The organism is Tabrizicola sp. YIM 78059, assembly GCF_004959785.1.
In the GTDB taxonomy this organism is placed as follows: domain Bacteria; phylum Pseudomonadota; class Alphaproteobacteria; order Rhodobacterales; family Rhodobacteraceae; genus Tabrizicola; species Tabrizicola caldifontis.
In genome coordinates, this window is sequence record NZ_SJZH01000002.1 from 123,388 (window position 1) to 141,898 (window position 18,511).

An 18,511-nucleotide genomic window follows, 5' to 3' on the forward strand; every position below is an offset into this window, starting at 1 on the left:
GCATGGCAAACGATCTGGGCGCTGACCTTGGGGCCGACCGGTCCCTGCTTCTGGTCGATGACGACGAACCCTTCGTGAAGCGCCTCGCCAAGGCGATGGAAAAGCGCGGCTTCCAGCCGGATACCGCGCAAAGCGTGGCGGAAGGCCGGGCCAAGGCGCAGACGAATCCGCCGGCCTATGCGGTCGTGGACCTGCGGCTTGAGGACGGAAATGGCCTTGACGTGATCGAGACGCTGCGCGAACAGCGGCCGGATTGCCGCATCGTGGTATTGACCGGCTATGGCGCGATTGCGACCGCCGTGGCGGCGGTAAAGATCGGCGCGATCGATTATCTGTCAAAGCCCGCCGATGCCGACGACGTGACCAATGCGCTTCTGGCAAAGGGCGAAACCCTGCCGCAGCCGCCGGAAAACCCGATGTCGGCTGATCGGGTGCGTTGGGAACACATTCAGCGGGTTTATGAAATGTGCGACCGCAATGTCAGCGAAACCGCACGTCGCCTTTCGATGCACCGCCGCACGCTTCAGCGGATTCTGGCGAAACGCAGTCCGAAATGATGCGGAATTGTTGCCCCTTTTGAATTGGGCGCCTATGAAGCGGCATCCAGTTTGAAGGGGGGGGGGTAGAAAATTGGAAATCGATCTGAACAATCTTTCGCTGAAGGAACTGAAAGATCTGCAATCACAAGTGGCAAAGGCCATTGCCACCTATGATGAGCGCCGCAGACACGAAGTGCTTGTCGAATTGGATGCAATTGCAAAGGCGCGGGGTTTTTCGCTGGCGGAACTGACCGGCATTTCGGCGGGGCGGAAGCGGTCGCTCTCGTTGGCGAAATATGCCAACCCGGCGAACAGTGCCGACACCTGGTCGGGCCGTGGCAGGAAACCGCGCTGGTTCAGCGAGGCGCTGGCCAGGGGGATGAAGCCGGAAGACATGGCGATCTGAACTCGGGGGCGGGCAGGTCCGTCCGGCGGGGGGTTCAGACCTGTGATTTCAGCCATCCGAGAAACGCCCGGGCGGCCGCGCGCTGCTGGCCGGGCAGGTTCACGATGAAATAGGCCGGCAGGGTTTCGGCGCGTTCATGGACCAGCCGCAGACGGCCCTCGGCCACGTCTGCCTCGACTAGTGCCAGGCTTTCCACCACCAGACCCAGCCCCTGCCGTGCCGCCGCGATGGCAAGGTGGTCGCTGTCGATGTCGGTGCGGCTGAGCGTTGCGGGATCAAGCCCCAGGCTGCGCAGGTAGCTGTCCTGTTCCGGCCAGTTCGGGCTGAGCACCCAGTCCATCCTGCGCAGGTCTTCGATCGTCAGGTCACGTTCGCCGGTCAGGGCGGGTGCCCCAGCAATCACCAGCCGGGCCGGGGCAAGCCAGGTCGCCTCGACCCCCGGCCAATCGCCGTTGCCATAGCGGATGGCCAGGTCCATCCGTTCGCGCCGCAGGTCCATCACGCGGGCATCAGGATGCAGCGACAGGCCGATATCGGGGTGGCGGTCCCAGAAACCTTTGAGCCGCGGCATCAGCCATTGCGCGGCGAAGCTGGCCGTCAGCGTCACCCGCACGGGGCGGTCCGCCTCGCCCGCCCGCAGCGCCTCGACCCCACGGATCATGGCGGCGAAGCCCTCGCCCAATGCCTCGGCCAGCTTCTCGCCATCGGCGGTCAGGCCGACCCCGCGCCCTTCGCGATGCACGAGCGGGCGGGCCAGATGATCCTCCAGCGCGCGAACCTGCTGGGCAACGGCGGCATGAGTGACATTCAGCACCCGCGCCGCCTGGGAAAAGCTGCGCAACTCCGCAGTCGCGGCGAAGGCACGCAGCGCGGTCAGCGGCGGAAGGGAGCGCCAGTCGGTTGGCATATGTTAGAATAACTCATATATTCATAGCGTTTCTGAATCATATCATGGCCCTTTTCATGGCAAAAGGGGCCATTCACCAAACCGATGGAGAAAGAAAATGTTGAACATCTTTGCCGAAGCCCTGATGATCGCCGCGCGGATGGCACCCCTTGATCGGCCAACGCGTCACAGCAGCCGCAGCCAGCGCGACGTGCCGGGTTCAGACGTTCTCTGCCGCAGCGGCAAGCGGCAACCGCAGGCACGGTGACGGCGGAAGGCCGTCAGCCGCAATCGGCCAGTAGCCGCGCCACCCGCGATACATAGTCCGCCCGCACCTCGGCGGGCGGACGCAGCCTGATTTCGAGCCGGTGAACCACCTGCGGCGCGGGGCGGCCAAAAAGCCGGTCAGCCTCGGCCTCCTGAAAGCCGGCGATCCGAACCGCCTCGAGCCAGGCGCTGATCCTGTCCGCCGCCTTGATCGCCTTCTTGATTGGCGAGGGCAGGACAGCAGGCAGACCGAAGCGCAGATGGATCGCCGCGGACAGCCGGCGGTCAAGCTCTTCATAGCCGGGGCCGACAGCGGCCTTTACCGGGCTGATCATGTCGCCGATCACGTATTCCGGCGCGTCGTGCAGCACCGCCGCAAGCTTCCAGCGCGGTGCGATTCCGGCGTTCATCCGGCTGAAGATGGTCTCGACCAGCAGCGAATGTTCCGCCACCGAATAGGGCCAGTCGCCCCGCGTCTGCCCGTTCCAGCGCGCGACGAAGGCAAGGCCATGAGCGATGTCCTCGATCTCGATATCGACCGGGGTCGGGTCCAGCAGGTCCAGCCTGCGCCCTGAAAGCATCCTTTGCCACGCCCGCGGCTGTTTCGCCTTCACTGCCTGCCCCTTTGTTGTCTGTCCGGCCGTTCGATGCTATCTGCCCCGCAACCACAGGATCAAGGAGCGCCCGCATGGCTGCGGATTACATCGTCAAGGACATCTCGCTGGCCGATTTCGGCCGCAAGGAACTGATCATCGCCGAAACAGAGATGCCGGGCCTGATGGCCTGCCGCGAGGAATTCGGGGCGTCACAACCGCTGAAGGGTGCGAAGATCGCCGGCTCGCTGCACATGACGATCCAGACGGGCGTGCTGATCGAGACGCTGAAGGCGCTGGGCGCGGATGTGCGCTGGGCCTCGTGCAACATCTTCTCGACCCAGGACCATGCGGCGGCGGCCATCGCGGCCACCGGCACGCCGGTCTTCGCGATCAAGGGCGAAAGCCTTGAACAATACTGGGATTACACCGACCGCATCTTCCAGTTCGGCGGCGAAGGCGGCACGGCGAACATGATCCTCGACGATGGCGGGGATGCGACGCTCTATGTCCTTCTCGGCGCGCGGGTGGAGGCCGGCGAGACCGACCTGATCGCGGTGCCGACCAGCGACGAGGAAGTGTGCCTCTTCAACCAGATCCGCAAGCGGATGGCCGCCACCCCCGGCTGGTTCACGAAACAGCGCGCCGCGATCAGGGGTGTGTCCGAGGAAACCACCACCGGCGTCCACCGCCTGTACGAGCTGCACCGCAAGGGCCTGCTGCCCTTCCCGGCGATCAACGTCAACGACAGCGTGACGAAGTCGAAGTTCGACAACAAGTATGGCTGCCGCGAAAGCCTGGTCGACGGCATCCGCCGTGCGACCGACACGATGATCGCCGGCAAGGTCGCCGTCGTCTGCGGCTATGGCGACGTGGGCAAGGGCTCGGCGGCGTCCCTGCGCGGTGCGGGCGCGCGGGTGAAGGTGACCGAGGTCGATCCGATCTGCGCGCTGCAGGCGGCGATGGACGGCTATGAAGTCACCCTGCTGGAAGATGAGGTCGCAACCGCCGACATCTTCATCACCACCACCGGCAACAAGGACGTGATCCGCATCGAGCACATGCGCGAGATGAAGGACATGGCCATCGTCGGCAACATCGGCCATTTCGACAACGAGATCCAGGTCGCCGCCTTGCGGAACCACAAGTGGACCAACATCAAGGACCAGGTGGACATGATCGAGATGCCCTCGGGCAACCGGATCATCCTTCTGTCCGAAGGCCGCCTGCTCAACCTGGGCAATGCTACCGGACATCCGTCCTTCGTGATGTCTGCCAGCTTCACCAACCAGGTCCTCGCTCAGATCGAGCTGTGGACCAAGGGCCAGGACTATGCGCCGGGCGTCTATATCTTGCCCAAGGCGCTGGACGAGAAGGTGGCCCGCCTGCACCTGAAGAAGATCGGCGTCAAACTGACCGAGCTGCGCCCCGATCAGGCCGCATATATCGGCGTGAAGGTCGAAGGCCCGTTCAAGCCTGATCACTACCGCTATTGACGCTGGCCGGGCCGGATTGGAGACAGGACGTCCTGTTGACGACCTGTCGCCAATCCGGCCCACAGTGCAGCGAAATCTTGTGGCTGAAGAAGGCCGCAGCCAACCGCGGAACCGGAAACCGGTGCAACCGGCCGGCAGCGAGGGCCGCGACATTTTCCGTTGCCGTTTGGTCTTGATCCCGTAAGCTTGCCCTTGTCCTGCCAGGACGGGACCTGTGAGGGAACGAGGGAGAGAGATGGGAAAGCGCGACGAACTTATTGCCAGGTATGCCGATGACCTGAAGACCAAGTGCAAGGTCACCCCGGACATGGCGCTTCTGACCAAGGTCACCATCGGCTGCGGCCCGGCGATCTACGACAACGACGCCCAGACCGTTGCCGCCTCGGACCCGGCAGAACTGGAGAGGATCAAGACCAACTTCCTGATCAGGAAGCTGGGGCTGAAGGACGGCCCAGAGCTGATGGAAGGAATCAATGCCGCGATCGACACCTACGGCAAGTCGGAACGCAACAAGTATCGCGCGGTATTCTACTATCTTCTGGTGAAGCACTTCGGCAAGGAAGCCGCCTACGCATGATCGCCGGCGCCTGCCGGGCGGTGACCCGCGCCGATCAGGTGCGGGCCTTTGGCTGACCGTTGCCGTCCGTCAGACCGGCGATCGCACACCCAGCATCTGTGCAAGCCGCATCATCACGGCACGGTCGCTCTCGGTCCAGTCTGCGACGCGGCTGGCCCAGAGCACGGCCTCGCTGGAATGGATCAGCCCGTCCGACAGGATGCGCAGATGGTTCGCGCGCAGCGTCTCGCCGGAACTGGTGATGTCGGCGATCGCCTCGGCGGTGCCGTTTTTCACCGTGCCCTCGGTCGCGCCCTGGCTGTCGACCAGCTGATAGTCGGCAACACCCTGGGCGGTCAGGAAGTCGCGCACCAGCCGGTGATACTTGGTGGCGATCCGCAGGCGATGGCCATGCACCTTGCGGAAGGCCGCTGCCGCCGCATCCAGGTCATCCACCGTCTCCACATCGATCCAGACGTTGGGCACCGCGATGATCAGGTCGGCCTGGCCGAAACCAAGCCGCGCCAGCTCCACCACTTCCACCGCCCCGGTGCCCAGTTCCTCGCAGACCAGATCGGACCCCGTGACCCCCAGATGGATCCGCCCCGCCGCCAGTTCCCTGGGGATTTCCCCGGCCGACAGCAGAACCGGGGCAACCCCATCGATCCCCTCGACCACGCCGGAATATTCCCGGTCGGCACCGGATCGCCGCATGGCGACGCCGCGCACACCGAACCAGTCGAAGGTGTCCTGCATCAGCCGCCCCTTTGACGGCACCCCGATACGGATCATGCCACCACCCCCTTCAGCCGGGCGACAAGGCCGGGCCGGATCACGCCGCCGACAGCCGGGATGAAGGCCCCCGCGCCCAACACCGCCGTCAGCGCGTCATAGCGGCCGCCGCTGGCGACCGGGGGCATTCCGTCCGCCAGAAAGCTGAACACGAAACCGTCGTAATATTCCAGCGCGGTGCGGCCATGGCTGGCCTCGAAGGCCAGGGTCTCGACATCCACGCCCTTCGCCGCCAGCGCCTCTAGCCGGGCGGCGAAGCGGTCCACCGCCGGGGCGATGGCAGGCAGCATTGGTGTGATGCCGCGCAGATGGGTCAGCGCAGCTGCGGCCGGGGCTTCCAGCGTCAGCAGGTCATAAAGCAGTGCCGCCTCGGTCGCCTTGATCGGCGGGGTTTCGGCATCGGCGACCAGGGCCTCGGCCCGGGCGACGATTTCCTCGGGCGTGCGCAGGCCGATGAAGGTGCCCGCCTCCTCAATCAGCGCCATGGGCGAGCCGGCCTTCAGCCGCTGCAGCAGGCGCAGCCGGCCCGGTGGAACCGGTGCCCGACCGGCGAAGCGGTCAAGCAGGGCGCGAAAGCGCACCGGACGCCAGATATGCCGCAGCAGCGCGGCCTTGCGGCGATCGGTCGTCTGAAGCCCCCGGACGGCAGCCATCAGAATGCCGATGTCGCCAGTGACGGGACGCAGGTTCAGACCGGCCAGCAGGTCGCGGAACAGCGCGAAGACCTCGGCATCCGCCGCCTCGGGCGCGGCGCGGTCGAAGACCTCATAGCCGACCTGAAGATATTCGCTGGCCCGGCCGGAGCCGCGTGCCTGCTTGCGGAACACTTCGCCCAGGTACGCATAGCGTGCGGGTTCCGCCCCGTGGGCCATATGCGCCTGCACCACCGGCACGGTGAAATCGGGGCGCAGCATCATCTCGCCGCGCACGGGATCGTCGGTCACATAGGCGCGGGCGCGGATGTCCTCGCCGTAAAGGTCCAGGAGGGTGCCGGCCGGTTGCAGGATGTCGGTTTCGACCGGAACGGCACCGGCCTGCAGGAAGGCAGCAAGCAGGCGTTCGCCCTCGGCACGGATGGCGGCCTTGGGGGTCATTGCCCGGCTCCCCTTGCCAAGGGCTGGCCCCCCCCCACCCTTGCCCTAACCCACAAGGGGAGAGGGAAGCCCCGCAATGCCCGGCCCTGCAAGGGACGGCGGCATGCATGCCTATCCCCTCTCCCCCTGCGGGAAGGGAGCAGGCGACAGGCTGATGAACGGGGCAAGGAACGGACTGCGATCATTGCCCCAGCATCCGCCTGACCGCTGCCACCAGGTCGCCACGCGGCACTTCGACCTGCGCGGGGCGGTCCTTCCATTCCTCCAGCGTGGCACTTTCGGCAATCTTCGCGCCCAGGACCAGATCCTTGAGGATCACCGTGCCCACAGCCGCCTCGTTGCCGCCCTGGATCACGGCCACGGGCGAGGCGCGCTTGTCGGCATATTTCAACTGATTTCCGAAGTTCTTCGGGTTGCCCAGATAGACCTCGGCCCGGATGCCTGCCTGCCGCAACTCGCCCACCATCGCCATGTAGTCGGCCATCCGCTCGCGGTCCATCACCGTTACCACGACCGGCCCGGCGGTCTCGCCCCCGATGCGCCCCTTGGCCCGCAGCGCGGCAAGAAGGCGGTCAACCCCGATCGAAACGCCCGTTGCCGGCACGTCCTGCCCGGTGAAGCGTTTCACCAGCCCGTCGTATCGCCCGCCCCCCGCGACCGAGCCGAAGTTCCGCGGCCTGCCCTTTTCGTCGGTGATCTGGAAGGTAAGTTCCGCCTCGTAGACCGGGCCGGTATAGTAGCCCAGGCCACGCACGACGCCGGGGTCGATCATGATGCGGTCCGGGCCGTAGCCCTGCGCCGAAAGCAATGCTGCGATGGCCTCCAGCTCTGAAATCCCCTCGGCGCCGACGGTCGAGGTTCCCACCAGTTCGCGCAGCCGGGCCAGCGTCTCTGTCCCGCTGTCACGGCGGGCCGTGGTAAAACCCATCACCACCTCGGCCTGCGCCACGCTCAGGCCGGCGCCTTTGGTGAAATCGCCGCTTTCGTCCTTGCGCCCCTCGCCCAGAAGCGCCCGAACCCCCTCGGGCCCCAGACGGTCGATCTTGTCGATGGCGCGCAGCACGATGCCGCGTTCATGGGCGAATTTCTCGGGGTCGGCAGGGTCCAGCACGCCTGCGACCTCCATCACCCCGTTCAGAACCTTGCGGTTGTTGACCTTCACCACATAGTCACCGCGTGGAATGCCCGCGACCTCCAGCGCGTCGGCCAGCATCGCGCAGATCTCGGCATCCGCCGCGACCGAACCCGACCCCACAGTATCTGCATCGCACTGGTAGAACTGCCGGAACCGCCCCGGTCCCGGCTTTTCGTTCCTCCACACCGGCCCCATTGCATAGCGGCGGTAAGGGCTGGGCAACTCGTTGCGATATTGCGCGGCAACCCGCGCCAAGGGCGCGGTCAGGTCATAGCGCAACGCAAGCCAGTCATTGTCTTCCTCCTGCCAGGCAAAGACACCCTCGTTCGGGCGGTCCACGTCGGGCAGGAACTTGCCCAGTGCCTCAACCGTCTCGACGGCGCTGGTCTCCAGCGGGTCAAAGCCGTAGCGGTGATAGACCCCGGCAATGGCATCCAGCATCGCCTTGCGTTCGGTCACTTCCGCACCGAAATAGTCGCGGAAACCCTTCGGCGGCTCGGCACGCGGGCGGCGGACTTTTTCACTGGCCATGGGGGCGGACCCTTCGCTTTTCACCGGACCCCGTGTATCGAATGGGGCAAGGGGCGGCAAGCGCCCCGGAAGGACGCCCATGGACCGGATCGACACCCTTGAGGAACGCATCAGTCACCTGATCCGCGCGGTAGAGGATCTGTCGGACGTGGTGGCCCGCCAGACTGTGGAGATTGACCGGCTGACCCGGCTGACCCGCCTGCTGGCCGAACGCGAGGCAGAGCGTGAGGCAGGCCTTGACGCGCCCCCCGCAAACCAGAAGCCCCCGCACTGGTGATGCGCTCCCTGATCGGCAGTGACCCGGCAGCCCTGGCGGTCACGCTTGCCCTTGGCACGGTGGGCGGGGTCGTCGCCCAGGCGCTGCACCTGCCGCTGGGCCATCTGCTTGGCTCGCTTGCCGTGACGGGTTTTCTGGCTGTCTCCGGCCTCCGGCCACTGGGGCAAAGCGTCACCATGCCGGCCCCGCTGCGGATGTGCTTCGTGCCGGTGATCGGCGTCGCCATCGGGGGCGCCTTCACGCCCGAGGTGGTCGGGCAGGCGCCCGGCTGGTGGCCCTCGCTGGTGGCGCTGTGCCTGTTCGTGCCCTTGGCCCATGCGCTGGCCTTTGCGATCTACCGCAAGGGCGGCATCGACCGGCAGACGGCCTTCTACGGGGCGGCGCCGGGGGGGCTGATGGAAACCGTCCAGCTTGGCGAGGAAGCGGGGGCGGATGTGGCCCTGCTGACGGTGCTGCAATTCCTGCGGCTGATCGGGACGATCATTGCCGTGCCATTGATCTTCTGGGGGATGACGGGGCATGCGGTCGGCTCGGCCTCGGGCGTGCAGATGGTGGGGTCAGGGGCGGCGCTGGGGCTGCTCGACGTGGCGATCCTGACGGGCGCGGGGCTGCTTGGCGTCGGTGTCGGACGGGTGCTGCGGCTGCCGGGCCGGATCATCACCGGCCCGATCCTTCTGTCTTCGGCCGCGCACGCCCTGGGCTGGGTCGAGGGTGTGCCGCCGGGCTGGCTGATCGCAGTCACGCAGATCGTCGTCGGCACAGGCCTTGGCGCGCGTTTCGCCGGTGCCCCCATGGCGGTGCTGCGCCGGGGGGCAGTGCTGGCGGCGGTGAACGGGCTGGCGGCGCTGGGCATTGCGCTGGGCTTTGCCCTTGCGCTGCATGCGCTGGTGGACGAGCCGGTGGCCGCAGTGTTCCTGGCCTTTGCCCCGGGCGGCCTGGCAGAAATGAGCCTGATCGCGCTGAGCCTGAACATGAGCGTGATCTACGTCACCGCACACCATGTTGCCCGGATTGTTCTTGCCGTTGCCCTGGCAGGTGCGGGACGCAGGCTTTTGCCCTGACAGGGCCGCGGGATCCGACAGGCCCGCAGCAACGGCAGTCGGCTCATGCGCCGACGAGGGATGTCACGGCAAGAAAGATGACCGCGGCCGCCATGGCCATCCCGACCGGCACATGCCGCTGGGCACGGGCGCTTTCCCAGCCGAGCCTCTGGAAGAACGGCACGCGCTGAACCGCAAGCGCACCAAGACTGACGGCGCCAAGCGCCAGGGCAAAGACCTGCATGAAGCCCACGACGTCCTGCGCGGGGACGAACAGCATGATGACCGGCATCATCTTTGCGTCTCCTCCCCCGATCACACCCAGGGCGAAGAGGGCGAAGCACAGGGCAAAGGTGATGCCAGCCGCCAGAAGCCTGGGAGAAAGCTCTGGCCAGGCCAGCATGAAGGGGGCCGTGACGGCAAACAGCCCAAGCGCGACCAGCACATGCGTGTTCGGAATGCGCAGATGGCGCAGGTCGGAAATCGCGCTGGCGGCAACGATCAGGGCAAGCGCGGACAGAAGCAGCCCTTCGGCAGTCATCAGGCCAACCTGGCCTGCGAGGCCGGTGCGCCGCGTGTCGGGGCGGACGACGTCAGTCGATAGATCAGCTCGCCCAGGTTGGAGCAGTTCGTCTTGGCGTAAAGGCTGCTCAGGTGCGAGCGCAGGGTCGATTCGCGGATGTGCAGTTCCGTCTGCACCTGTTCGATCGACAGGCCACGGCTCAGAAGCAGCGACACCCGGTATTCGGCGCGGCTTAGCCTGGCCGGATTCTCGGCGCTGAGGATCGGCGCCAGATCCCGGCTGGAAGCCTTGGAAGGTGGTCGCAGGATCGCCTCGGTGAACAGGCCCTGGGCCCGCTTTTGCCAGGTTGTGGCCAGGACAGGCGCAAGACTGTTCAGGATAAGTTGCTGATGGTTGCGCAACCGGTCCCGGAAATGGAATTCGACGGTATCGACGAAGCGCGACTGCAATTCCAAGGGGATGACGGCAAGTTCCCGCAGGTGACGTGCAGTATGGAACTCTTCCAGGTCAGAGGTCGTTCCCGTCTCGACCATCGAGCGGAACCACAGACTGCCTGGCCGGGATGCCTCGAAATACGGGCCCATCAGCGCGCGTGCAAAACCCCTGTCCACGGGACTGGCGTTTCCATCCTCGATCGCACGATCCCAGGCCAGGCTGCGCAGCGAAGCGCCGCCATCGCGGGCATAACGGACCATGGCCACGATCTCGGCGCCAAGTCCCTTTCCCAGGGTTTCAAGGCTTTTCAACAGCGGATCACGGCCATGCAGGCATTCGCACCACTGTGCAACGGCGCCGATCAGGCCAACCTCTGCAACCAGACGCAGATCGGACTGGTCTTCGCTTTCGGTCCGCTGCAACAACGACATGGCCATCACCTGGAACTGCACTGGTCAATGGCCCAGATGATGAACCATCCATGGCCATCTGCAAGAAGTTTGGACGGGTGTTCCCGTTCGGCAAGGCTGTTTCAATTTGCGGTTGCCGCGTCTGCGGGATTGTGTGTCGGAACGATACCAATGGCCTGTGGTGCGATTTCCGGCATGCGTACCCCGGCGCCGGAAATGGCATCAGAACTGGCGCAGATAGCGAATCACCACAGGTCCGATGGTCATCATGATCAGGGCCGGCAGCATCAGGGATGCCATCACGGCCGACATCTTCACCGGCAGCTTGTTGGCCATTTCCTGGGCGCGCAGTTCGCGGGTCTGACGCAGTTCGTCGGCATAGGTTGTCATCGCCTGAGACATGCTTGTGCCGAACCTGATCGACTGCTGAACGACATTGGCGAAGGAACGGATCGATTCCAGTCCCACACGGTCGGCCATGTCGCGCATGGCCGCATCGCGCGGGCGGCCGGCCTGCACCTGATACTGAACCGTCAGGAATTCCTGCGATATCTCGGGTGACACGCGCTTGAGTTCGTTGGCGACCCGGGTCATCGCCGCGTCAAAGCCAAGCCCGGCCTCGATCGAGACCTGGATCAGGTCCAGCGCATTCGGGAAACCCTCTTCGATCCGCAGCTTGCGTGCCTTGACCCGCGATTCCAGCCAGTAGGTGGGCACGAAATAGCCGATGGCCAGCAGGACCGAGAGAATCTGATACACCCGCAACGTGCTGAAGCCGACCAGAGTCTGGGTCAGCCCCGCCGGAAGGATCGTGTCCGACATCCGGGCAAGATAGAGCAGGGCAAGGAATGTCACAGGCAGGCCCATCGCAAGGCCGACACGGACCAGAGTGTAGATCTGTATGGCATCCGGCCGTGTAAGCCCGGCCTGCATCAGCTTGCGCTGCAGAGAGCTGCGCTTTTCCTTTTCGGAAGGCACGAACGCCTTCATCAGCGTGCCCGGTCCCCGTTCCGCCGGCAGCAGGAACATCCGATCCCGGCGCTGCTGCTGTCGAGTGCGGGAAATCGCTGCGATCCTTGCCACCGCCGGGTCAGGCCGACGCAGCGCAGTCACCAGGCCGATGGCCAGAAGAAGCACCCCGAACCCCACGCCGATCGCCAGCAGGGCTTCGGGCTGCAGGCCCAGCCGCAGGGCAACCTGTTCCAGATATTGCAGCATGGCGGCCTCCGGTTCAGACGTGGAAATTGACCAGTTTGCGCAGGATCAGCGCATTCGCGATCGTCAGTACGATGATGGCGGTCGCCATGGGCGCAAACAGTGGGTCGTCATAGACGCCGGCGTAGTAGTTCGGCGACGAGATCGAGGTGAACACGAACATCAGGATCGGCAGCACCGAAAGAAACGCCGCCGAGGCCCGCCCCTCGGCCGAGATGGCGCGCACCTTCCGGCGCATCATGATGCGCGACCGCACGACCTTCGATAGCAGTTCGACCACGTGGGCCAGGTCGCTGCCGGTGCCGTGCTGTATGCCGATGCTGGCGGAAAGGTAGTAGACATCCTCGATATCCACCCGTTCGGCAAAGTCCTGAAAGGCATCCGGCAGGGTATCGCCGTAGTTCACCTGATCGAAGATGATGCCGAATTCGCTGCCGATCGGGTCCGGCATCTCCTGCGCGACGGTGCCGATGGAGATGTCCAGCGGATGCCCGACGCGCAGGCCCCGGGCCATCAGTTCCAGCGCGTCGGGAAGCTGCATGATCAGGGCCTGCTTCTTCCGCTCGACCCGCAGCCGCAGGATGCTGACCGGCACGCCAAAGCCGAGAACAAGGGCCAGGACGGCCGCCGCCGGCACTGGCACCGGCGTCAGAAGCATGGGCAGGAAGCTGCCCAGGGCCAGCACAAGGCAAAGCGCCAGGAAGCTGCTGACCGAAAGGGAAAGGTCGGCGCGCCGCAACAGCACCGCAAGCTTGCCGAGGATCGGGATCCGTCCGCCGACCTCGTCGGCCGAGGGCGGTTTCAGCAGTGCCAGCCGTTCTTCGATCGAACGACCCTCGCGGATCATGCGCAGCCGGCGCGAGCGGACCTCTTCCGTTGTCTCGCGCCGGCTGAGAAAGGCGGTAAGCGACGTGAAGGCAACAAGCACGCCCACGGCAACACCGCAGTAGATCAGAAAGATCTGTGTCTGTTCGGAAAAGAAGTCCTGCACCGCTCAGCCCCTTCCCAGCTGGAAATCGGCCGGATCGAAATGCGCGCCGGCACTGATCAGGGCGTCGGCGCAGTGGGGCCGAATGCCGGTCGGGACGAATTCGCCCAGGACATGGCCATCTTCGCCGACCCCAAGCCGGCGGAACACGAAGATGTCCTGCATGGTGATGACCGAACCCTCCAGACCGGTGATCTCGCTGATGCTGATCAGGCGGCGGCTGCCGTCGGAAAGCCGCGCCGCCTGGACGACGATATGGATCCCCGAGGCGATCTGTGCGCGGATGGCCGACAGGGGCAGGTCCAGACCGATCATCGTGACCATCTGCTCGATCCGCCCCAGCGCATCGCGCGCCGAGTTCGCATGCACCGTTGTCATCGACCCGTCATGCCCGGTGTTCATCGCCTGAAGCATGTCGAAGGCCTCGGCCCCGCGCACCTCGCCGACGATGATCCGGTCGGGGCGCATCCGCAGCGCGTTCCGCACGAGGTCGCGCTGAATGACGGCGCCCTGCCCGTTCGGGTTCGGCGGACGGGTTTCCAGCCGGACGACATGGGTCTGCTGCAACTGCAATTCCGCCGCGTCCTCGATCGTCACGATCCTGGACCTGTCGTCGATGGCTGCCGAAATGGCGTTCAGAAGCGTGGTCTTGCCGGATCCGGTGCCGCCGGAAATCAGGATGTTCATCCGGGCCTGGACCAGCGCCTGAAGGAAGCGCATCGCAGGTTCGGTCAGCGTCCCGATCTCGACCAGGCGACGCAGCGTCAGCGGCTTGCGCGAGAACTTGCGGATCGACAGGCTGGGGCCGTCGATGGCGCAGGGCCGGATGATCGCATTGACCCGGCTTCCGTCCTCGAGCCGCGCATCGACCCAGGGGCTTGCCTCATCGACCCGGCGACCGACGCGCGAGACGATCTTTTCGATGATCCGCATCAGGTGCCGTTCATCCCGGAACCGCGCCCGCGCCCGTTCCAGCACACCGTTGCGTTCGACATAGACGTTGCTGTGCCCGTTCACCAGAATGTCGTTGACCGTGGGATCGGCCATCAGCGGTTCCAGCGGTCCCAGACCCAGCACTTCATCCATCAGCTCGTTGACAAGCTTGCGGAAGTCCTCGGCCTTCAATGGCCTGCCCATGTCGCGAAGCTCTTCGGTGACAAGGGCCGAGACTTCACGGCGCAGCTCGTCAGGTTCGACCTTGTCGATGGCGGCGAGGTTCAGCCTTTCAAGCAGCACTTCGTGCAGGCGGCTTTTCAGTTCCAGCGCCTCAAGCAGCTCCCGGTCTTCGGGCACGATGACGGCCGGCACCATCGGGCGTGGTGGTTCTGCCCCGATGAAGGGCACCACCTTGTCGGCCTTGCTGCCACGACGGGACAGATCGACGAAATCCTTGAACATGGTTACCTTCCCGGCCGATCGGCTCTTGCATCATGGGTGGGGCTTGTCTCGCTGGCCGCCTTCAGCAGGTCGGCAGCGATCTGGGCGATTTCCTTGGTCAGCGCTGATCCGCTGGCCGCCTGTGACAGCGGACAGCCGCGATCCATGGCAATTTCCGCCGCCCGTGGATCGGGGGGCAGCCAGTGCCTGAACTCGGTCTCCAGCGCCTTGGCGGCCTCGATGTGGCGGCGCGACCGGATCAGCGGCTTCTTCTCCTGACCGACGATCACCTCGACATGGATCGACGGGTTCTGTTCCTTGAAGAAGTCGATCAGCCGCCGTGTCTGCTGAACGAAGGGCACCGAGGTGCCGCTGACGATCAGCACGTGATTTGCTGTCTCGAGAACCGGGGTAAGCCAGTCGACCATGGCATGCGGCAGGTCGATCACGATGAAATCGTAGTTCTGCCGCAGGCGCCGGATCAGCGCGCTTACCTGGTCGGGCTGAAGCGCGTTCAGCGGCATGAACCCCGCCGGCGCCGTCAGCACGGCCAGGCCCGATGGCGTCGTCTCGATGGATTGCTGCAGGAAGACGCTGTCCGGCTCGATCCGGTCGCGCGCCATGCTGTAGAAGGCATTGTTGGGTTGCAGGTCCAGAAAGCCCGCCACCGCACCGAACTGAAGGTCCAGGTCCACCAGCGCGACCTTGCGATTTTCCGTCTTGCCGAACAGCTTCTTGCGACTGCACAGCTGGTCGGCAAGGTTCACGGCCAGCGTCGTGGCGCCGATGCCGCCGCGCGCCTTGGAAATCGCGATGACCTGCCCTTCGCGCTGGTCCTGCGGGTTCAGCGTCAGGCGCCTGGGCATCGACAGACGGCTGACGACCCTGGCCAGTTCGGCATCCTCGATCGTATCCGGCACCACCTCCGACACGCCGGCGCGCAGCAGGCCGTGCGCCACGCCGAACGGAACCGTGCTGTCGCTGACCGCAAGCAGCCGCGCCGTCCCACCCGATGCGATCAGCGACTTGAGGGCCTGTTCCTCCTTCAGCGCGTCGGACGAGGCCTTGAAGATGATCAGCTCGGACGACCTGGCAAACTCGTTCGCCTTGCCGTTCATCCCGGAAAGCGAGCTATTGCACTGTGTGACCGAAAGTCCGGCCTGCTTGCTGAGGATTGCGCCGATCCGGTCGTTGAACTCCGGGTCTTCCGAGATCAGGACGATATCTTTGTCTTTCTGGGCCATCTGTCCGTTCCTGGATTCCCTGCTCTTTATCCATTCCCGCCATGCGCAAGATCCTCGCCCGGCAAGGAGACGCTTATCGCGGGCATCGGGATCGACGATCCGGGCGAAGGCCCGCCCGGCGCCGCCCCGGCCAGCCGCGCCAGCGCCGAAAGCGGGGTCACGAAATCAAAGTCCACGCCTTCCAGTGCAACCGTGACGACAGGCACATAAGGCCCGCCAAGGAAACTGAGCCGGGGGTCGTAGCTGTAGGTGAACCGCAGGTTGGCGATCGTGCTGTTCGGCGGCAGCACCACGCGCGCCTGCGTCCAGACCTCGGCAGCCGTCGGGTTCGCGGCGCTGCCGGTGCAGGTGATCGTGGCCGGAGCCTGGCAGATGTTCGCCCCGGCACTGCATTTCGTGCCGTAGTCGGTGCCGGCGGGGGCAGAACCCGACAGCGAGACAAAGGTCGGCACGCCGAGGCAGGCCGGCGGGCGCACCACGGCGACCCGCGCCGCGGCATGCACCGCGCGTTCGGAATTGACCACATGATAGGCCAGACGGCCAAAATCGATCAGCCCGAAGAAGATCAGCAGGAAAAGGCTGATCACGATGGCGAATTCGACCAGCGTGGCCCCGCCCTCGTCACGCAGGAACGCCGAAGCGCGGACACTGGGGGGCGCACGGCGGGTCATGATCCGTAGACCCTGCTCTGGTCGGTGACGCTGGTCTGCAGCGCCGGGCGGTCGCCCCCCACCAGGGTGAACAGCCCGGCGAAGGGAAAGGTCACCAGCACATCGGCGCGCACCGTGACGATCGGGGCCATGTCGGACCGGTAGGCGCCCGCATTGCAGGTCAGGCTGGGCTCCACCGCCGTGACCGTGACACCGCTGGGCAGGATCGACCGGCCGTCGCTTGCGTTGCGGACGATGCCGGTCAGAGTTGCTGCATAGCCCGTCACGTCGCCGCCCGTATCGCAGATGTTGCGCGGCGCGACACGGGCCAGGAACCGCGTGGCATCCCGCACCCCGGCGATCACCGTCTGATAGGACCACATCATCCGCGCGCCCTCGACGATGACGGCAAAGACCAGCAGCATCACCGGCAGGACGATCGCGAATTCCACCAGCTGCGCGCCCGACTCGTCGGCTGCGAAGCGGCGGATCCTGGGGGCAAGACGGCGGCACTGCATCGCGGTCACCGGTAAAGCTGCACGACATCGCGGACGAGCCCGCCGATGTCCTGCCCGCCTTCGCCCGCAAAGCTGGCCGAGCCGACGATCTCGCCGTAGATCTGGAAGTCAACCACAGGCTCGGTCAGGAAGATCTTGAAGAATTCCTTCACCGGCACATTGCTTGCGCTGCCGCGGATCCCGTTTGCCGCGCAGTCGATCCCGGCCACGGTGATGATCCGGCGGTCCGGGGGGGCCGGGGGCCGGGTCGAGCAGGTCGGAAGGCCGGACTCGGCCCTGCCGGCCGGCAGGATGCGCCCGGACCGGGCCGCGGCGATCTCTGCCAGGTAGTACTGGTAGCGCGTTTGTGCGTTCGGGTGCGGATCCGGTGTGTTCAGGGCACCCGACGGCGTACCGTAGTTGACGTTGACATAGTTCGTCCTGCCGGCGGCCCAGTTGCCGTCGCCAAAGCGGGTGCAGGTTCCATTGGCGAAACAGGTGTCGCGGGGCAGCGCAACGGTATTTGGCGACGGGTCAGAGTTGTTGCCGATGCAGGCATTGCCACCGCCGCTGTTACCTCCGCCAGAGTTGCCACCACCGCTGTTGCCGCCCCCGGAATTGCCGCCGCCGCCACCAGGAATGTTGGGAACCCGTCCCTTGATGACGTTCGGCGCGGGCGCGTAATCCGGATCGTTGCGCTTGCCGTTCATGATCGACTGATAGATGTCGAAGCGCACGTTGAAGAACGCATCTTCCAGGCCGACCTTCTGGCCCGGCTCCATGTCCACGCCGCGCTGGTTGAAGCACTGGGTGATGTGGTCCACTGCCCCGACAAGGCAGGCAAGCAGTTGGGCACCTTTTTCTTTCGCACAGGGACCGGTCGGGTCGATCTTCATGCCGGTCGGGTCAAGAAAGCCGAAATCCCCCGGGCCCCAGGCGGCACCGTTGCCTCCCCTGCGCAGCAGCACCATCTTTCCGATGTTGTCCTTGGCGCTGTAGTTCGGGCTTGGCAGGCAGAACATCATCGGCGTGATGTCGCAGGCATAGGTGGACAGGCCCGCCACGGCGGTTGCGCCCAGGTTGAAGTCGCGGTTCTGCCGGTTGGTCAGCGCGGCGAAGGCGGCGCCGAAGGTGCTTTCCACCACGGTCGGCGTCACCGTCACCCGCACGAAGGCGGCCCTTGCGGGGTCGGTCGTCACCGCCGTCATCGCCGAAGTGTCGTTTGCGGGCAGCGACGAGAAGAAGGTCAGGGTAAAGCTGGCCTGCCCTTCAAGGATGCGGCTGGTGTTGCCAAAGCTCTGGCTGTCCCTGATCAGGTTCGCGGCGGCGGTGGCGCGCACGATGGCGTCGCTGTTGCCGTCCAGTTCGCCCGCCGCGGCCAGCGCCACGCTGTCGGCGAACGACTGAAGTTCCGACCGCGTGATGCTGGCGCGGCCCAGGTCGAAGGACAGCGCCACGATCCCCAGGATCACGCCCAGCGCAATGCCCCAGAAGACCAGGATGGTGCCGGCCTGGTTGCGGGCGAAATCCCTGATCCTTGCCGGATTGCGCATCGCTTTG

20 protein-coding genes are annotated in these 18,511 nt (G+C 65.4%); 6 read left to right on the forward strand and 14 right to left on the reverse strand.

Going from position 1 to position 18,511, the window contains the following annotated elements:
- Nucleotides 1-2 precede the first annotated feature (2 nt).
- Both EZM81_RS03235 and EZM81_RS03240 read left to right on the forward strand, forming a co-directional pair.
- Nucleotides 3-557: an ActR/PrrA/RegA family redox response regulator transcription factor gene (locus EZM81_RS03235; protein ID WP_136644764.1), complete on the forward strand. Its 555-nt coding sequence runs from the start codon at nt 3-5 to the stop codon at nt 555-557.
- A 73-nt stretch (nt 558-630) separates the two neighbouring features.
- Nucleotides 631-945 (forward strand): H-NS family nucleoid-associated regulatory protein, encoded by a 315-nt coding sequence (locus EZM81_RS03240; protein WP_135450067.1) that lies wholly within the window; start codon nt 631-633, stop codon nt 943-945.
- A 34-nt stretch (nt 946-979) separates the two neighbouring features.
- Here the strand turns inward: EZM81_RS03240 and EZM81_RS03245 are convergent, their stop codons facing one another.
- Complete coding sequence (locus tag EZM81_RS03245; RefSeq protein ID WP_136644765.1) at nt 980-1,852, reverse strand: LysR family transcriptional regulator; 873 nt, start codon at nt 1,850-1,852, stop codon at nt 980-982.
- A gap of 260 nt (nt 1,853-2,112) precedes the next feature.
- The gene (locus EZM81_RS03250) at nt 2,113-2,679 is read right to left on the reverse strand and encodes an HD family hydrolase (protein WP_211195379.1); all 567 of its coding nucleotides are present in this window, start codon (nt 2,677-2,679) and stop codon (nt 2,113-2,115) included.
- A 107-nt stretch (nt 2,680-2,786) separates the two neighbouring features.
- Between EZM81_RS03250 and ahcY the strand changes: the two genes are divergently transcribed.
- Nucleotides 2,787-4,187 (forward strand): adenosylhomocysteinase, encoded by a 1,401-nt coding sequence (gene ahcY / locus EZM81_RS03255; protein ID WP_136644767.1) that lies wholly within the window; start codon nt 2,787-2,789, stop codon nt 4,185-4,187.
- A gap of 235 nt (nt 4,188-4,422) precedes the next feature.
- Entirely contained in the window at nt 4,423-4,764 is a 342-nt protein-coding gene (locus tag EZM81_RS03260) for a DUF2853 family protein (RefSeq protein ID WP_135450063.1), read from the forward strand.
- Nucleotides 4,765-4,833: 69 nt separating this feature from the next.
- Here EZM81_RS03260 and hisG read toward each other — a convergent pair whose 3' ends face one another.
- The 3 genes from hisG to hisS form a co-directional block, all read right to left on the reverse strand.
- Complete coding sequence (gene hisG / locus EZM81_RS03265) at nt 4,834-5,535, reverse strand: ATP phosphoribosyltransferase (RefSeq protein ID WP_135450062.1); 702 nt, start codon at nt 5,533-5,535, stop codon at nt 4,834-4,836.
- Nucleotides 5,532-6,629, reverse strand: coding sequence for an ATP phosphoribosyltransferase regulatory subunit (locus EZM81_RS03270; protein WP_135450061.1), 1,098 nt, complete (start codon nt 6,627-6,629; stop codon nt 5,532-5,534). The genes hisG and EZM81_RS03270 overlap by 4 nt, the downstream gene beginning before the upstream one ends.
- Nucleotides 6,630-6,810: 181 nt before the next feature.
- Nucleotides 6,811-8,295 carry a histidine--tRNA ligase gene (hisS, locus tag EZM81_RS03275; RefSeq protein ID WP_136644768.1) on the reverse strand — a complete coding sequence of 495 codons (1,485 nt, stop codon included), beginning with the start codon at nt 8,293-8,295 and terminating at the stop codon, nt 6,811-6,813.
- Between the two features lie 79 nt (nt 8,296-8,374).
- On the opposite strand from hisS, the gene EZM81_RS03280 reads away from it, so the two are divergent.
- Both EZM81_RS03280 and EZM81_RS03285 read left to right on the forward strand, forming a co-directional pair.
- Complete coding sequence (locus EZM81_RS03280; RefSeq protein ID WP_135450059.1) at nt 8,375-8,572, forward strand: SlyX family protein; 198 nt, start codon at nt 8,375-8,377, stop codon at nt 8,570-8,572.
- Complete coding sequence (locus tag EZM81_RS03285) at nt 8,572-9,633, forward strand: AbrB family transcriptional regulator (RefSeq protein ID WP_169052291.1); 1,062 nt, start codon at nt 8,572-8,574, stop codon at nt 9,631-9,633. Before EZM81_RS03280 ends, EZM81_RS03285 begins: the two co-directional genes overlap by 1 nt.
- Nucleotides 9,634-9,676: 43 nt before the next feature.
- On the opposite strand, the gene EZM81_RS03290 is transcribed toward EZM81_RS03285, so the two are convergent.
- The 9 genes from EZM81_RS03290 to EZM81_RS03330 form a co-directional block, all read right to left on the reverse strand.
- The gene (locus EZM81_RS03290) at nt 9,677-10,153 is read right to left on the reverse strand and encodes a prepilin peptidase (RefSeq protein ID WP_135450057.1); all 477 of its coding nucleotides are present in this window, start codon (nt 10,151-10,153) and stop codon (nt 9,677-9,679) included.
- Nucleotides 10,153-11,001, reverse strand: a complete 849-nt coding sequence (locus EZM81_RS03295) for a helix-turn-helix transcriptional regulator (protein WP_169052292.1) — start codon at nt 10,999-11,001, stop codon at nt 10,153-10,155. The genes EZM81_RS03290 and EZM81_RS03295 overlap by 1 nt, the downstream gene beginning before the upstream one ends.
- 201 nt (nt 11,002-11,202) lie before the next feature.
- Entirely contained in the window at nt 11,203-12,198 is a 996-nt protein-coding gene (locus EZM81_RS03300) for a type II secretion system F family protein (protein WP_135450055.1), read from the reverse strand.
- A gap of 13 nt (nt 12,199-12,211) precedes the next feature.
- Nucleotides 12,212-13,186 (reverse strand): type II secretion system F family protein, encoded by a 975-nt coding sequence (locus EZM81_RS03305; RefSeq protein ID WP_136644771.1) that lies wholly within the window; start codon nt 13,184-13,186, stop codon nt 12,212-12,214.
- Between the two features lie 3 nt (nt 13,187-13,189).
- Nucleotides 13,190-14,581 (reverse strand): CpaF family protein, encoded by a 1,392-nt coding sequence (locus EZM81_RS03310; protein ID WP_135450053.1) that lies wholly within the window; start codon nt 14,579-14,581, stop codon nt 13,190-13,192.
- A gap of 2 nt (nt 14,582-14,583) precedes the next feature.
- Nucleotides 14,584-15,804: an AAA family ATPase gene (locus EZM81_RS03315; RefSeq protein ID WP_136644772.1), complete on the reverse strand. Its 1,221-nt coding sequence runs from the start codon at nt 15,802-15,804 to the stop codon at nt 14,584-14,586.
- Between the two features lie 26 nt (nt 15,805-15,830).
- A complete protein-coding gene (locus EZM81_RS03320; protein WP_136644773.1) occupies nt 15,831-16,475 on the reverse strand; it encodes a TadE/TadG family type IV pilus assembly protein in 645 nt (214 codons plus the stop codon).
- Entirely contained in the window at nt 16,472-16,972 is a 501-nt protein-coding gene (locus EZM81_RS03325; RefSeq protein ID WP_135450050.1) for a TadE/TadG family type IV pilus assembly protein, read from the reverse strand. Before EZM81_RS03325 ends, EZM81_RS03320 begins: the two co-directional genes overlap by 4 nt.
- A 5-nt stretch (nt 16,973-16,977) precedes the next feature.
- Complete coding sequence (locus tag EZM81_RS03330; protein WP_136644774.1) at nt 16,978-18,504, reverse strand: pilus assembly protein TadG-related protein; 1,527 nt, start codon at nt 18,502-18,504, stop codon at nt 16,978-16,980.
- Nucleotides 18,505-18,511 lie beyond the last annotated feature (7 nt).